Source organism: Flavihumibacter fluminis, assembly GCF_021491375.1.
Lineage (GTDB): Bacteria > Bacteroidota > Bacteroidia > Chitinophagales > Chitinophagaceae > Flavihumibacter > Flavihumibacter fluminis.
The window spans coordinates 558,706-574,787 of the sequence record NZ_JAKEVY010000001.1; the positions used below are offsets into that span (position 1 = coordinate 558,706).

The following is a 16,082-nucleotide window of genomic DNA, read 5'->3' on the forward strand; positions in this document are numbered from 1 at the left end:
TGCAATTATTTTAAGCCCTGGCGCAGCACTAATTCAACTTCACCAGCACTTGGATCAATGGATATGATCCTTCCTGTTTTGTCCAGTAAAAAGGAGGTCGGCAATTGTTCAATTCCCCATGCCAATGCAACCGGTGCATACCAGCCTCCGGCTTCACGGGTTTGGACCCAGTTGATTTTATCTGCAGCTACCGCTTTTTTCCAGGCAGCTTCTTCTTCATCCAGGCTGATGCCATAAATCTCAAATCCATTTTTCTTATAAAGATCATAGATGGGTCCGAGTTGTTTATTCGATTTTCTGCAGGGTGCACACCAGCTCGCCCAGAAATCCACCAGCACATAACTTCCCTTCAATTCAGATAGCGTAATTTCCTTTCCAGCCAGGTTTTTCAACCGGATCTCCGGTGCCATATCTCCAATTTTCGGCTGTGCATATCCGATAGTAAACGACAATGCCAGCAAAACAGAAAGAACCGTTTGTTTCATACAGTAAAATTAAGTCCGGGTGGTTGAAATCACCCGGACTGTTTCAATATTAAATCGTAACGTGATAAATGCGGCTGTCGGCTGACAGTCCTTCTTTTTGACAGCAATCGCCCGCCTTTCCTGTCTGAACGCAGGACATGGAACTGGATTTACTGTATTTTTTGAACTCCTTTGCCGGAATAAAGTTTTTATCAACGATGGTTAAGACCTGCTCGCCGGAGAGCGTCTGCTTTTTAACCGACAGAAAATGGAAGGTTTTTCCATTGATCGTCGCATGTTCATCCTGGGCCACAGCCAACTGATCAAAATTACCAGTCAGCTGAAGTTTGGCTACCGAGAATCCCGCATCTTCCACTCCTTTACGCAGAGCATCAATATCAACATTAGCGCCTTCTTTGAATTCAATCAGAAAAGAAGAAGTTTTGATTTCCGGTTTAACCGATTTGATAAATTCTAATTGTTCCAGTGAATTATTAATGGCTTTTGTGCAAAGTGCACAGGTAAGCCCACTCGCCTGCAAACTGGCTTTTGAGAATTGTGCATTGGCATTCATCCCAAACAGCGCCAGTAAACAAGCTATCAATACTTGTTTCATCCTATTGCTTATTTAGATATGAATGATTATTTTTTACAACAGTCGCCGCCTTTACTGCACTTGCCATCTTTACAGCAATTGCCTTCTTTGCAGCAATCGCTACCTTTTTTACAAACACCATCTTTGCAGCAGTCTTTGCAATGGTCTGCTTTTGCGTGGTCTTTGCTACACTTACCGTCTTTGCAGCAATCCGCAGTTGCATCAGAAGCACTAGCAGTTGCGTCTTTCCGGTCGTATTTGCAGCAGCCGTGCAAGTTATCATATACAGCCTGATCAGCTGTAAACTTTTCGGTGTCATAGCCTGCATTCGCAATCGCCTGCTGGATTTTATCGGAAGAGGTTTTCTTAGCCTTATAGCTTACCTGCAATACTTTTGTTTCTTCATTCCAGTCGGCACTGGTTGCTCCGGCATTAGAAGCTGCAGTTTCGATGGTCTTTTTACACATACCACAGTTACCCCAAACCTTAATAGATTCAGTTTTCTTCTGGCCAAATGCGATTGTTGTTACAAATAAAAAGGATACTAAAGTGATGAGTTTCATGATTGTTGAATTTGAGAATTAAATAATAGATAGTCGGGCAGACAGTAAGTCTGCATAGCATAAACCAACTGTATCTCAAATTCTGAAAATGCAATAAAGCGACTGAAAACCTGGGTGCTCTCCAATTGGCGGCCCATGCGCGGGAGGTAATACAACTGTTATCAGATCCGTTTCGGGGTGCAGCCATTCCTGCCAGGGGGCCGGGTTTAACGTTGCTACAGGTGCCTCCAGCTGATAATAGATTCCGGCGGCTTTTTGATCATCGTCTACTTTAACGAGTTTAACCTCGTCCTTACAGCAATGTGCAAATTCCTCCGTTTTTGGCATGCCACATTTACCGCAGGTACCTTCCTTTTTTTCATGGGAGAAAACATGCAGACTCGCATCCGCAATACGACCCATACAGTGATGAATCTCCACCAGCAATCCACTGGAGACAAGCAGGTAGAGAAAAGCTAACGATATGGTTAACAGTTTTTTCAACAAAGCAAAGCTACTCTCTTTTTTAAGATTTCAAAGTATGGCACTGTTAAAATCGCCTGATTTTCGTCAGTTTACGAAACTCCAGTAAATACCTACGCGGATCATCAGACCCTGGTATGGATAGTTGGGAGCTGCCAGGTTATTGTTGTAAAACCCGAAAACACCATCACGCGAAACGGCCGTATTCAGATTTTCAGCCCTAACATAGGCCGCGAAACTGCGGATCCGGAAATGCACATAGGCCGCGATATCCGGGAAATTCAACCGGAGGGTAGCAGTATCCTGGAAATAAAACCGGGTTAACAGGGGTGAATAAAAATCAGCTTTGTAGGCTGTATGATACTTCCCCTCGAGCCCGGCTGCAAATCGAAGATTCTTAAATCCCAGTGTGCCTTCATACCCAAACCGATGGTGGGTAAACAATACTGGCATATTAACCGGGCCATCCCCTGCTCTCTGTTGCAATTGTACACGGGCCATCCAGTTCCAGCGACGTCCCACTTTAAAAGTTTTTTCCGCGCTCACTTCCAGTACATTGAATAATGCCGATGCTTGTGCGGGTTTATAAAAATCAGTGAAATAGGAAAAATTACTCACCAGGTAGTAACTGGCCGATAGGTTCCAGCGTTTTAACGGGTTATCCAATGAACCGTATATCCGGGTAATATTTTCTTTATTGAGGGATGGCAAAGCAACCAGGCTGAAGCTGCTGCCGGGTTCGAAAATGTAGGAAGGCGTCCGGTTCACATTCTGAAAGCCTGCCTGGATATATCCAAGTTGTTTACTAATGTATCTTTTGATACTTGCATTCAGATCAAAATCAGCGTTGTTATAACCAGCCAGGTAGAATTTACCATTGGCTTCAAGGTCCCATTTCTGGTTCCGCGTTTTATTCCGGTATTCGCCATGAATAAATAAGTTATAGAAGGTTCTCTTTCCGTCAGTAAAGGTTCCCGTCATATTTTGAAGGGATATGCCAGCTTTCAAAAACTGGCGGGCATTTTTTTCATCCGGAAAACTGTACAACGAAAAATCATTGATCACATCATTCCACGACTCTTCTATTGTAAAGTCATTGGCTGGCCGCACCAGGAAATCATAGTTTTTGATATAAAAACTATCCTGGGGCTGACGGTCAAAATACCGGTATCGATGCCGGTTGTACTGCAGGTTGTATTCGATCCGGAGCTTCGGATAAAAAAGCGGTATTACGGATGAGTCTGTTACAATGCTGTCTTTCCTGCCAAGATCATACTGCTGCCTCAACAAATACGTGGTGGTTCTTTGCCGGCTTCCCGTATTCAGCGCGCTGTTTAAGACATTTCGGCGATAGGGAACATAATCGCCCAGTTGTACAGGTATCGCACTGCGTTCCTGGTAGCTCACCAGGTCACCCATATAGTCATAATCATCCTGCAAACCGCCGTTTTCATTGGCCTGCATGGAATTGGATAGTGCTATAAAATAGAGATGGTACCGTTTATTACGGGATGTATAATCAGAATTGAAAAGATAACGGCTATGGTTAGTCGATTGATTTTTGAACATCCCCAAACTGTTAACCAGATTGTACTGAAATGCAAAATTCCAGTTGGGTTTGATGTTCTGGGTATGCATTACATTGATGATCTGTTCAGCATTGCTTCCCAGCAGATACCCTAGTTCAGAATAAGGACGGGTAGTCTGAAAAAACCGCACCTGGTCCAGTCGCAGTTTATATGGATCAAATGCATGAAAACCAGGATCCCAGCCACTTTTCAGAATAGGATTAAATCCCAGCGGCCTGGCTGCCAGTCCGAGGTTACCCAGGTACACATGATTGGCAGGAACCGGGAATCTTTTATAAAAATCAACAATGGAAGAGTCAAGACGCTGAACTGTAGAGGTATCGAGATAGCGAAACCAAATGGTGATGGAATCTTCATTGCTATCCCGTCGTTTCAAACTATCCTGGGTGGTAGAACCTCCTCGCATACCTCCGCCTCCCATACCTGGCAACCGCCGCATGGGATTTTGCGCATAGGCATCCACGATACCCAGCAAACAAAGGAAAAGCATGCTATAAGCTAAACGTAAAAGCATCAGATCACTTGAACCAGTTCCTTAAAGATGGCGGTCAGTTTGGGCTCAGCTGCCGCAGCAGCTTCGAGCACTTCCTGGTGCGTAATGATATTTTCTTCCTCCCGGATTCCCAGGTCGGTAATTACACTGATGGCGAATACCTGCATATCCATATGGCGCGCAACGATCACTTCCTGCACGGTACTCATGCCAACCGCATCTGCTCCGATCAGGTGCAGCATTTTGTATTCGGCCCGGGTTTCGAAAGTGGGCCCGGTTACTCCCACATATACACCCTGGTGCACGTTTATGCCTAACCGTGCCGCAATTTCCTGCGCTTTTACAATCACCTGCTTGTTGTAGGGTTCACTCATGTCTGGAAATCGTGGCCCCAGTTCCGCTTCGTTTTTTCCGATCAGGGGATTGACAGCAAATAAACTGATCTGATCGCGGATGATCATGAGATCGCCAACATTAAATGCCGGATTCATTCCTCCCGCTGCATTGCTGAGTAATAAGGTATGTACTCCCAGCAGTTTCATCACCCGGATCGGATAGGCTACCTCACTGGCAGAATATCCTTCATAGAAATGAAACCGTCCTGACATGGCCAATACTTTTTTATTTCCAAGCTGTCCAAAAATCAATTTGCCGCTATGCCCTTCTACGGTTGAAACCGGGAAATGTGGCAGGTCCTGGTAAGGGATTTCTTTCTCCACTTTCAGTTCGGCCACCAGGTTACCCAGGCCGCTACCCAACACAATACCAACTTCCGGCCGAACGGAGCATTGCCCCTGGATATACGCGACCGTTTCTTTTAACTGGTCCATCAATGCTGACATATCGAATTTTTCCGCAGTTTTTTGCTGTACCTACGGGGCGCAAATATAAGGATTGCAGTCCCGTAGCCGGCGCCTCTCCCCTAACTATATGTCATTTTTAAGAGTCCCGTCCGCCAATTTGTGTAGAAATCCTGGCATGGCACCATAGTTGACCTATCGAATAATCCGCAGCTGCCCTATGTAAAACAGGCAGTATGTGTTATTTTGTCATAACAACAGACGAATATGAACGAACGGAACTTTTTCTTTAGGCCGGAAGACGAAATGGACTTTATCCCCATAATTCCCCTGAACGAGCATGAAAGCGATGATGGATCCACACTGGAAATTACAGGGGACTTACCTATTCTTCCCCTGCGCAATACGGTACTGTTTCCTGGTGTAGTATTACCGATTACTGTGGGGCGCGATAAGAGTATCAAAGCAGTAAATGATGCCTATAAGGCTGATAAACTGGTAGGTGTGCTAGCGCAGAAGGACAGCAATGTGGAAGATCCCAAACAGAACGATCTGGAAGCAGTTGGAACAGTTGCTAAAATAGTGAAGCTGATCAAAATGCCCGATGGTGGCACCACTGTCATTATCCAGGGTAAACGTCGGTTTAAACTGGAAAGTTTCACTACCGAAGAGCCTTATTTCAGAGCCAAAGTTGCACTCCTGGAAGAAGGAGAAGCACCGGCAGATGATCAGTTTGCAGCGTATGTGGCTAATATAAAGGACCTTGCCACGCAGATCATCCAGCTCTCTCCGAATATTCCATCGGAGGCGGCCATCATTCTGAAAAATATTGAGAACCCTGCATTTCTTATCCATTTTGTATCCAGTAACCTGAATACCGAATTACATGAGAAGCAAAAAATTCTGCAGTCCAACGATATCGGGGAAAGAGCAGATATTCTTATGCAACTCCTGCAGCGGGAATTACAGTTCGCTGAGCTCAAGAATAAACTTACCAATAAAACAAAAACAGAGCTCGACAAGCAGCAGCGGGAATACTTTCTGCAGCAGCAGATGAAGAGCATCAAGGAAGAATTGGGGGGCGACAGCAATGAGCTGGAGATTAAGGAAATGCGGAAAAAGGCTGAACAGAAAAAATGGCCAAAAGCAGCAGCTGAGATGTTCCAGAAGGGGATTGAGAAACTGGAACGCATGCACCCCTCCACCCCGGATTATTCCATCGTATACAACCACCTCGACCTGATGCTGGATCTTCCCTGGGAAGAATATACAGAGGATGCTTACGATCTGGAACATGCGAAAAAAGTGCTGGACCATGATCATTATGGCATGGACAAGATCAAGGAAAGAATTATTGAATACATCGCAGTGCTGAAACTGAAGGGTGATATGAAGAGTCCGATCCTCTGTTTCGTGGGCCCTCCGGGTATTGGTAAAACATCACTAGGCAGAAGTATTGCCAGCGCCATCGGACGTAAATATGTTCGCCTGGCCCTGGGTGGTTTACACGATGAGAGTGAAATAAGGGGGCACCGCAAAACCTATATCGGCGCGATGCCTGGCCGAATTCTGCAATCCATCCGGAAAGTAAAATCCTCCAACCCGGTAATGATCCTGGATGAGATCGATAAAGTGGGAGCCGATCACCGGGGAGACCCCTCCTCTGCCCTGCTGGAAGTGCTGGATCCGGAGCAGAATCATACGTTCTACGATAATTACCTGGAGCTGGAGTACGACCTGAGTAAAGTATTGTTTATTGCTACCGCTAACAATATAAATAATATCCAGCCGGCACTACGAGATCGCCTGGAAATCATTGACCTTAGCGGATATGCGGTAGAAGAAAAAGTGGAGATTGCCAAAAGGCATCTTATCCCCAAACAGAAAGAAGCGCATGGACTGGACAAGGTAACCATTCGCATCAGTGATAAGGTTCTTGAAAAGGTGGTGGAAGATTATACCAGGGAGAGTGGTGTGCGGGAACTGGATCGTCAGCTGGCTGCCATTATGCGGAATGTTGCAAAGGAAGTGGCCATGCATGGAAAAGCGAAACCAACCCTTACTATTGCTGATATCACCGAAATCCTGGGTAAACCCCGCTACAGTAATGAAATCTACAAAACGGCCAACATGCCGGGAGTAGCTGTTGGACTCGCATGGACCTATGTTGGCGGCGACATTCTTTTTATAGAAACAACCCTGAGTGAAGGAAAGGGAGAACTGAGGCTGACAGGAAACCTAGGGAATGTGATGAAAGAAAGTGCCTCAACGGCCCTCACCTACCTGCAGGCCAATGCAAAAAAACTGGGTATTGATCCTGAATTGTTTCAAAAAAGAAATATTCATATTCACGTTCCTGAAGGTGCCGTACCGAAAGATGGTCCCAGTGCCGGCGTTACCATGTTAACGGCATTAACCTCCGCCTTTACTGGTAGAAAGGTAAAACCTTACCTGGCAATGACAGGTGAGATCACTTTGCGTGGACAGGTATTACCCGTTGGAGGAATCAAAGAAAAAGTACTGGCGGCAAAAAGAGCCGGATTAAAAGACATTATTCTATGTTGGCAAAATGAAAAAGATGTGGAAGAAATCGATCCTAATTTTATCAAAGGATTAAACTTCCACTATGTAAAACAAATGCAACAGGTTTTAGACCTGGCTTTACAATAATTTTAATAAACAATCCAACGAGTTCGTTGTAATTAATACGATTGAAATTTTTCATGTTGGTTGTTTTAGGGTTAATGATCCCCCATGTCAATGGGGGATTTTCTTTATTTTACCTGCTCAACCCGGCTAGCTGAATGCAATTGCTGAAATCTCTAATCATTTTCTTATCTGCCACTTATTTAGTTGGGGCCTGTTTTACAGTACAGGCGCAAACTGCCGGAGGTCAATCCATCTTTAGTTTTCTCCGCCTGCCTACCGGAGCTCAGCAAAGTTCAGTAGGGGGCGAAACTACCAGTCTGATCAGTCGCGATCTTGGCATAATTAACCAAAACCCTGCTCTCCTCAGGCCCACACACCATAGCCAGTTCTCGCTCAGTTTTACTCCAATGCCGGCGGGAATCAAACAATACTATCTGTCGGCAGCTGTCTACAAAGAAAAAATCGCCACGAGTTTTGCCGCGCAGGTGCAATACATAGGGTATGGATCTATTCCGCAAACCGATCCTTCTGGCAACGAGTTGGGTAATTTTAATCCCCGCGATTACCAGGTGCAATTGACGGCCTCCAGGCGCTATCTCGACAAATGGTATTACGGAGGCTCGTTACAGTTTATTCAGTCGAATTATGGCGCTTACCGGTCAAGCGGGATGGCAATTACACTGGGCATGAATTATTACGATAGTTCCCGGCAATTTCAGGCGGGCTTAGTTATGAAACACATGGGAGTGCAATTGAGTAGTTTTGTACCAGGTCAAGCAGAAAACCTTCCCTTTGAACTGCAGGCAGGCATTACCAAACGATTGTCAAAAGCACCCCTTCAATTTTCGGTTACCCTACGCGATTTGCACCGGTTGATTCTTTATAAACCAGACAGCACCATTTCAACAGCCGACCAGGTTTTTCAACACCTGGTGTTGGGTGCACAGGCATTTATCGGGGATAAAATTGAACTGGGGATCGGGTATAACCATTTGCGTCGAAGAGAATTATCGATCGCCAATACCAGCAATGGATTTACCGGCTTCTCCTTTGGAGCAGGCCTCCTTCTCAACCGCTTCCAGTTCCGTTATGCCAGGTCGTTTTACACAAACGTAAAGGGATACCATCAGGTAAGTGTGAATTATGAATTATGAAGTATGAAGTGAGACGTCAGACGTGAGATGTGAGACGTCTAACATCTCACGTCTGACATCTCACTTACAAATAGCTCAGGTTTGTCTTGGGGCTTAGCGTCAACAGTGTTTCATACATCAACCGAATGGTTTGTTCGATATCATTTTTATGCAGCATTTCCACAGTAGTATGCATGTACCGCAACGGGATGGAAATTAAAACTGATGGACAACCATCATTGGCATAGGCAAAGGAATCGGTATCGGTTCCGGTGCTTCTGCTCACTGTTCGCATCTGCAAGGGGATGCCTGTTTTCTCAGCCACCTCCTGCACGAGGTACAATAATTTATTATGAACAGCCGGACCGAAAGTGGGCGAAGGACCTTTGCCACAAACCACATCCCCTTCAATCGCTTTACTGATCATGGGCGTGGAAGTATCGTGGGTCACATCTGTAATAATGGCAATATTGGGCTTGATCCTTCGAGCGATCATTTCAGCACCCCGTAACCCAATCTCTTCCTGCACGGCATTTACCACATATAGTCCATAAGGAAGTTTCTTTTTATTTTCTTTAAGCAGTCTGGCTACTTCCGCGATCATCACTCCGCCAATGCGGTTATCAAAAGCGCGGGCAACATAATAACCGTTGGCCAGTTCATCAAAACCATCCTGGTACGTTACAACTGCGCCAACATGGATTCCCAGTTCTTCTACTTCTTTTTTTGATCTCGCCCCGCAATCCAGGAAGAGGTTATCCACTTTTGCTACCGGTTCTTTCTGATCTGGATTGGATAAGCGGGTATGAATAGCCGGCCATCCGAATACAGCTTTAACGGGTCCTTTTTTACCGTGAATGAATACCCGCTGTGAGGGAGCGATCTGGTGATCAACACCACCGTTGCGTTTAAGGTATAACAATCCCTCGGGGTTGATATAGTTGACAAACCAGCTGATCTCATCCGCATGTGCTTCAATTACCACTTTAAAGGGAGCATCCGGGTTCACTACACCAACTGCGGTTCCATAAGGATCCACAAAATGCGTATCAACAAAAGGCTTGATATACTCCAGCCAAACTTTTTGTCCCTCCGCCTCAAAACCAACCGGAGAAGGTGTATTCAGATAATTTCGCATGAACGCATGCGACTTTTCGGTAAGAATCGGTTCGGGTTTCTTTTCTTTCTTTGCTTTTGCCATGGGACCATTGATTTAAGTTCTCAAATATACTATCTACAGCGTTCCAAGTCCTACCAGTATTGCCTGTACCAGCATCATACCGTCAATACCGGCGAGGTAAATATAATCGTTGTTGATTTTTTTAGTCTGTTGAATCACAAATCGGGTCAACGCTGCCGATAACAGCATCGCATGAAAAAACGGATAATTCCCCGTACGAAATAGCTGCCCGAGGGAAATAACCAGAAAAAGAACCAATAAGCCATCCGCCAATTGGTAGGTTGCTTTGGTTCCGAACCGAACAGGAAGGGTCCGGATTCCATTGGCTGCGTCCAATTCCTTATCTCTGAGGTCGAACAGCAGGCAGAGTACAAACATATACAGGAAACGTCTTATGAAAACCAACCAATAACTGGTCATATCCACTCCCTGTTGATCTGCCGGGAACCAGACAGTAACAAGGGTCCACTCGAGCGACAGTAATACAATTTTTAGCAACCCATATTCCTTTAAAGGCTTTCTTACCAGGGGCAATAAAGGAAAGGAATAGAGACTAGCCAAAACAGCCAATACAACGAGTACAATAAAATGGCGGGGTTCCAGCCAGAACATACTGATACCAATCAGCACCAGGCCGATCCCGATTAACACCTTTTGTGTGGTGCGGTTGCGAATTGACCAATCCTGCCGTTCACTTGGAAAAGCATGTTGTTTCTTAAAGAAATAGTGGAGGTTGTATTGTAATATGGTAGCTCCGAAAACAAAACTGTAAAGCGACCAGTGCGCGGGTTTTAGTCCGAGTAGTATATTGGTTTCCCAACAAAGAGCAACTGCACAAAGTCCGATGAAAACAGCGCTGAAGAGTAAAAAGTCTGCGAGGTTCCGCATACTGCAAATCTACTGCCCCAACAGTACAATCGGCTCAGTAGTTACGGTATCACTTACATTACCTGCTCTGTCTTTAACCGCAATCCGGAATACGATCGTATCGTTGGCATCATTACCACCCTGGTTGTTCTGAATTTGTTTATAGTAGGCAAACCGATCCAAACGTAATTCAATTTCTCCACTTCTCTTTTCAGGAAATTCAGGAAGAGACCCAAATGCAGGTGGATAATTGGGTCCTCCAATCACGGAACGAACATTCTGCAAAACGGCCTGGTAGTAAATGGAGGAATCCCGAACACCAGAGAGATCACCTTCTTTATCCGTATATTCCAGGGTGACAAAAAAGATCGCTTCATTATCTGCAGGAACTACCCTGCTCTGATTCTTAACCGTCAACGTAGGTTTGGTTTCAAATTTATCTTTGCTGCATGCTGCAAAAGTCACCAGTAGTATAAAAAGAGGTACCAGTTTCTTAATCATAAAGCGTCTATATTGTGAACGAATTTATCAACAACCCGTTGATTTACCTAACATGCGCAGTGAATTGATTCATAAAATTTTCTCAACTCCTGCCAGTCAGCAGGATGCGCTGATCCTGGATGTTTTCCTGTACCAATATGAAAACAATCCCGTGTACAAAAGGTTTTGCGACTCGATTAACAGGAAGCCTGCTCAAGTTAGAACGAAGGAAGAAATCCCCTTTTTGCCCATCCGCTTTTTTAAAACACATGTAATTAAATCAGGAAACTTCCAGGAGGAAGAATGGTTTGAAAGCAGTGGCACCACGGGAACCATTAACAGCCGGCATTTTGTACGATCACTTGATTTGTACAGGGAAAGTTTCACGCGGTGCTTTAACAAGTTTTATGGGCATGCCTCTGAATGGTGCATAATCGGGTTACTGCCCTCCTATCTCGAGCGCCAGCATTCCAGCCTGGTAGTAATGGTAGATGAATTAATCCGACAGAGTGCTCATCCTGAAAGCGGATTTTACCTGTACGACCAGGAGAAACTTAAAGAAACCTTGCTGCGCCTGCAGGCTACCCGACAGAAAGTTTTATTGTTTGGGGTTACATTTGCCCTGCTGGATTTTGCAGAAGCTTATTCATTCCCCCTTCCTGCTGTTACCATTATGGAAACAGGCGGAATGAAAGGCCGGAGAGAAGAAATCACCCGTGCAGCACTTCATGAACGGCTGGCCACCAGTTTTCCGGGAGCCGCTATACATTCTGAATATGGCATGACTGAACTGCTTTCCCAGAGTTATTGCGGAGATAATGGACGTTTTTTTTGTCCCGATTGGATGCAGATACTACTCAGGGAGGAAGACGACCCGCTCAGCCTGCTCCCCTCCCCTGTTAACCAACCCGTGTTTGAGGGCAAAGCTGGAGTGATCAATATAATTGACCTGGCTAACCTTGATTCCTGTGCTTTTATTGCTACAGATGATATGGGCAAACGCTACGCAAACGGAGGGTTTGAAGTACTCGGCAGGGTCGATAACAGCGATATCCGCGGATGCAGTTTATTGACGGTCTAAAAAAAAATTAAAATTTCACGCAGCAATTTAAAATCTCCGGTAGTCTTATTATGCAGGTGGATATTATTACGTTATCTGCTAACTGACCAAATCTTACTGCTACTTGCTTACCAGCCACTAACCGGGGACCTTAGGGTTCCCGGTTTTGTTTATTCAAAGAAGAGCTCATCTACAAATACCCAGCCCGGTGTTCCCTTTCCAGGATGCCAGGATGGCAGTACAGGAAGATGTTTTACAATGATTTTCAATTGTTTATATTTCTTTTCAGGTAATTTTACAGAATATATCTTTTGATACTGCACCGTATCCATGGTGTGTTGACGGGGTATTTCCTTAGCCACCAGCTGTGGTTTTCCATCCTGTTCGGCACCCCAAACCTGGATTTCTTTTGGCGGCATGATATAACTGCCCACTCCTACAAGTGTACTTACTGACAATATCTGCAGGTTTCGGGGTTCTTTAAATTCCACCTGAACTTCCAGGTCCTTGTCTTTATAACCCAACCATTTGCCGCTCCTGAAATTTCCATCTCCTTTTACTTCATCAATCAGGGTTTGCGCCCCGGAACCTTTGTAAGACGGATCGGGTGCTGTAAGCAATCGAATCGAATCGGGTTTACCACCTGTTCCAAAAAACTGCCGGCTTACCGTGGCGCTGCTGATCCAGCCTTTTTTGAAGGCCCGGGCCTTCACCTGAGTGCTTTTGGAAATGGTAATGGGACCTTTATACACAGGTGACTGCAAGCTGTCGGGCTCAGACCCATCCAGTGTATACCGTAAGTCTGCCCCTTGAACAAAATGCTTGAGTTTGAGTTCGAAAGGCTGACTGAAAATCTGCTCATCGTTCTGCACAATGGGTGGATTCAATTGAATAAGTATAGTATCACCTGCAAAACCAGTTTCCAGCCGGGTTTCACCCCATGCTTTTTGAAGCGTCGGTACATCTTCCGGCTTAACACCGGTGCTCCAGCAATACAGGGATTTTACCGGTATTGGGTTTGAGCTTAAACCAGCAGTTGTTACGGCAGTACCAGACAAACTCAGTTCACGCAAAGACGGAAGTTGTTTCAACACCGGCAATGCTTTATCCGTGATGCCACTAAAGGAAAGATTCAGGTTCCGGAGATTGGGAAACTGTTTAAGCAGTTCCAGGTCTTCATCGGTTACCGGCATCCGGTTCAGGTTTAAATGAACCAATTGTTCTTTTATCTGCAACAGATCTTTTAATTCTTCCGGCTTAAACTGGCTGGCACCAAAATAATTCACTTCCAGTGCCGGCGATTCTGCCGCAATCGGTTGTACAATCCGGTAGTGAGAATTGAGTTTTTCGATCACGGATTCAGATGCAGGAGAAAATGCATAAACTGCTTCTTCCCCACTTACAAACAATGAAGCTGTGAGTAAACGAAGACTATCCGTCTCCGGTAAATCTGCCAGTTTACCATCCATACTGGAACCTGATTTTATCCAGTGATACAGTATGGCGATCTCCTCGTCGGAAAGCTGAGGTTTACCTTTTGGTGGCATGTGTTCCTTGTGATTAAGCGGTAGATGAACACGTTGTAACAACAGTCCGTATTCCTTGGCCGTAGTGTCCCAGAGCAGCCCATTTTTTCCTCCTCTCAACAGTGATGCAGCTGTTTCCATTACCAGTTCCCCTTTGGCCTTTGAACTGTTATGACAGCTTACACATTTTGCTTCCAGGATGGGTTGGATTACATGATCATATACAATCGCATCTTCAAATGCAACAGGCGGACTGCTTTCCGTTCCCTTTACCGGAGCCAGCAGGAAATCATCCCCATGCGTTAATACTGCGCCCTGATGACCTGTCAGGATTAATCCCACTATCATTAAGGCACTGGATACAGATAACGGTATTCTCCGGGATTGCATCCATTTGCGCAAATGATACCAAACCAATGCAAACAGGGATAAAAACACGCCACCCCATTTGTGCAGGGTAACGGCGTCGGAACCATATCCTTCTTCCCGGGATAAAATCCAACCAAATAAGGCAGAGAAAACGGTAAGGTTGAGGGTGCCTAACCATAGCAGGTCCATTCCGTCAGAATTATTCCGGGCCTGTGGCATCCACTCGAAAATCAGCAACAGTAATAACAATACAATAGGAAAATGCAGCAACAAGGGATGCATTCTTCCGGCTACCTGGAGCCAGGAAGGAATTACTACCCATTGCTCAGCAAGAACAAAAAACAATAAGAGTGTATTGGCTGCAAAAGCCAGGTTATAGAGGAGAGTTTTCCAGGTACGCATCAGGCGATTATATCTTTTACAACGGTTCCTGCCACATCGGTCAATCGGTAGCGGCGACCCAGGTGTTTAAATGTAAGACGTTCATGATCCAGGCCCATCAGGTGTAAAACAGTCGCATGAAAATCATTCACATGCACTGGATTTTGTACGATGTTATATCCGAATTCATCGGTTTCTCCATATACACCGGGCTTTACTCCACCACCCGCCATCCAGATAGTAAAACAACGCGGATGGTGATCCCGTCCATAATTATCTCTAGCTAACGGACCCTGGCAATAATTGGTGCGACCAAACTCACCTCCCCAAATAACCAGGGTTTCATCCAGTAATCCTCTTTGTTTCAGATCGGTAATCAGTGCGGCTGAAGCCTGGTCGGTATCCATTGCCTGTCCACGGATTTCTCCCGGCAGGTTTCCATGCCCATCCCATCCCTGGTGATACAACTGAACAAAGCGCACCCCGTTTTCAGAAAGTTTGCGAGCCAGCAAACAGTTGGCTGCGTAAGTACCCGGCACCAGGCAATCCGGACCGTATAATTTAACAATCGATTCCGGTTCTTTGCTCAGGTCGGTAACCTCAGGAACAGCGGTCTGCATCCGGTAAGCCATTTCATACTGTTGTACTTTGGCATTGATTTCCGGATCCCCAAAGGCTTTGAAATTTTCGTTGTTCAGGGCGGCCAGCTGATCCAGCATGGAACGGCGATCCATCTTGGTTATAGCTTCCTGATTATTGAGATACAATACTGGATTTTCACCACTGCTGAACTGCACTCCCTGGTGTACGGAATCAAGGAATCCGTTGGTCCAAAGTTTGGAGTATACGCCCTGTCCATTGCCTCGTCCTTTTGATAAAAGCACACAATAGGCTGGCAGGTTCATATTTTCACTACCCAGTCCATAACTCAACCAGGCGCCCATACTTGGACGGTTGCCCACCTGCGCACCGGTCTGGAAAAATGTAAGCGCGGGGTCATGATTAATCGCTTCTGTGAACATACTCTTCACAAAACAGATTTCATCCGCCACTTTTGCAGTATGAGGCAACAGCTCACTGATCCAGGCACGGGCCTGACCATATTGAGAGAACTTGAAGGTGGAGCCTGCCAATGGAAACTTCGACTGATCTGCAGTCATTCCGGTTAATCGCTGCCCCATTCGAATGGAAGCGGGCAGATCTTCTCCGAAACGCTCATTCAGCATTGGCTTGTAGTCAAACAGATCCAGTTGTGATGGCGCTCCATTCTGAAACAAATAAATGATGCGTTTCGCTTTGGGGGCAAAATGCGGGAGTCGCTGTAAAACGGCTTCTTCTGTTTCTTTTCCGGAAAAAAGATCGGGAATCAGCAGCGAACCCAATGCCACAGAACCAATACCCAAACTCATGCGGCTTAAAAAACGCCGCCGGTTCATATTGAGATGATGTTGATACAATTCTTTTTCCATAA

The 16,082-nt window shown here is 45.5% G+C and carries 14 protein-coding genes; 3 read left to right on the forward strand and 11 right to left on the reverse strand.

The window, feature by feature from the left end:
- Nucleotides 1-5: 5 nt before the first annotated feature.
- From L0U88_RS02610 to L0U88_RS02635, 6 genes are all read right to left on the reverse strand, one after another.
- Nucleotides 6-485 (reverse strand): TlpA family protein disulfide reductase, encoded by a 480-nt coding sequence (locus L0U88_RS02610; RefSeq protein WP_234864048.1) that lies wholly within the window; start codon nt 483-485, stop codon nt 6-8.
- 49 nt (nt 486-534) lie between these two features.
- Nucleotides 535-1,080 (reverse strand): heavy-metal-associated domain-containing protein, encoded by a 546-nt coding sequence (locus L0U88_RS02615; protein ID WP_234864049.1) that lies wholly within the window; start codon nt 1,078-1,080, stop codon nt 535-537.
- 26 nt (nt 1,081-1,106) lie between these two features.
- On the reverse strand, nt 1,107-1,622 hold the full coding sequence (locus L0U88_RS02620) for a heavy-metal-associated domain-containing protein (protein ID WP_234864050.1): 516 nt from the start codon (nt 1,620-1,622) through the stop codon (nt 1,107-1,109).
- Nucleotides 1,623-1,697: 75 nt separating this feature from the next.
- The gene (locus L0U88_RS02625; RefSeq protein WP_234864051.1) at nt 1,698-2,105 is read right to left on the reverse strand and encodes an HYC_CC_PP family protein; all 408 of its coding nucleotides are present in this window, start codon (nt 2,103-2,105) and stop codon (nt 1,698-1,700) included.
- Nucleotides 2,106-2,171: 66 nt separating this feature from the next.
- Complete coding sequence (locus tag L0U88_RS02630) at nt 2,172-4,187, reverse strand: putative porin (protein WP_234864052.1); 2,016 nt, start codon at nt 4,185-4,187, stop codon at nt 2,172-2,174.
- The gene (locus tag L0U88_RS02635; protein WP_234864053.1) at nt 4,187-5,008 is read right to left on the reverse strand and encodes a purine-nucleoside phosphorylase; all 822 of its coding nucleotides are present in this window, start codon (nt 5,006-5,008) and stop codon (nt 4,187-4,189) included. The genes L0U88_RS02630 and L0U88_RS02635 overlap by 1 nt, the downstream gene beginning before the upstream one ends.
- Before the next feature lie 225 nt (nt 5,009-5,233).
- On the opposite strand from L0U88_RS02635, the gene lon reads away from it, so the two are divergent.
- Nucleotides 5,234-7,636, forward strand: a complete 2,403-nt coding sequence (gene lon, locus L0U88_RS02640; RefSeq protein WP_234864054.1) for an endopeptidase La — start codon at nt 5,234-5,236, stop codon at nt 7,634-7,636.
- 134 nt (nt 7,637-7,770) lie between these two features.
- Nucleotides 7,771-8,769 (forward strand): type IX secretion system protein PorQ, encoded by a 999-nt coding sequence (porQ, locus tag L0U88_RS02645; protein WP_234864055.1) that lies wholly within the window; start codon nt 7,771-7,773, stop codon nt 8,767-8,769.
- A gap of 64 nt (nt 8,770-8,833) precedes the next feature.
- Here the strand turns inward: porQ and L0U88_RS02650 are convergent, their stop codons facing one another.
- Genes L0U88_RS02650 through L0U88_RS02660 form a run of 3 tightly spaced genes read right to left on the reverse strand, consistent with a single transcriptional unit; the run spans nt 8,834 to nt 11,296 of the window.
- Nucleotides 8,834-9,949, reverse strand: a complete 1,116-nt coding sequence (locus L0U88_RS02650; RefSeq protein ID WP_234864056.1) for a M42 family metallopeptidase — start codon at nt 9,947-9,949, stop codon at nt 8,834-8,836.
- 33 nt (nt 9,950-9,982) lie between these two features.
- The gene (locus L0U88_RS02655; protein ID WP_234864057.1) at nt 9,983-10,816 is read right to left on the reverse strand and encodes a UbiA family prenyltransferase; all 834 of its coding nucleotides are present in this window, start codon (nt 10,814-10,816) and stop codon (nt 9,983-9,985) included.
- Nucleotides 10,817-10,825: 9 nt separating this feature from the next.
- On the reverse strand, nt 10,826-11,296 hold the full coding sequence (locus tag L0U88_RS02660; RefSeq protein WP_234864058.1) for a hypothetical protein: 471 nt from the start codon (nt 11,294-11,296) through the stop codon (nt 10,826-10,828).
- 52 nt (nt 11,297-11,348) lie between these two features.
- On the opposite strand from L0U88_RS02660, the gene L0U88_RS02665 reads away from it, so the two are divergent.
- Nucleotides 11,349-12,356, forward strand: coding sequence for a LuxE/PaaK family acyltransferase (locus tag L0U88_RS02665; RefSeq protein WP_234864059.1), 1,008 nt, complete (start codon nt 11,349-11,351; stop codon nt 12,354-12,356).
- Between the two features lie 149 nt (nt 12,357-12,505).
- Here the strand turns inward: L0U88_RS02665 and L0U88_RS02670 are convergent, their stop codons facing one another.
- Together L0U88_RS02670 and L0U88_RS02675 are read right to left on the reverse strand one after the other, a co-directional pair.
- Nucleotides 12,506-14,632, reverse strand: a complete 2,127-nt coding sequence (locus L0U88_RS02670) for an FN3 associated domain-containing protein (RefSeq protein ID WP_234864060.1) — start codon at nt 14,630-14,632, stop codon at nt 12,506-12,508.
- Nucleotides 14,632-16,080: a DUF1501 domain-containing protein gene (locus L0U88_RS02675; protein ID WP_234864061.1), complete on the reverse strand. Its 1,449-nt coding sequence runs from the start codon at nt 16,078-16,080 to the stop codon at nt 14,632-14,634. Before L0U88_RS02675 ends, L0U88_RS02670 begins: the two co-directional genes overlap by 1 nt.
- Nucleotides 16,081-16,082 lie beyond the last annotated feature (2 nt).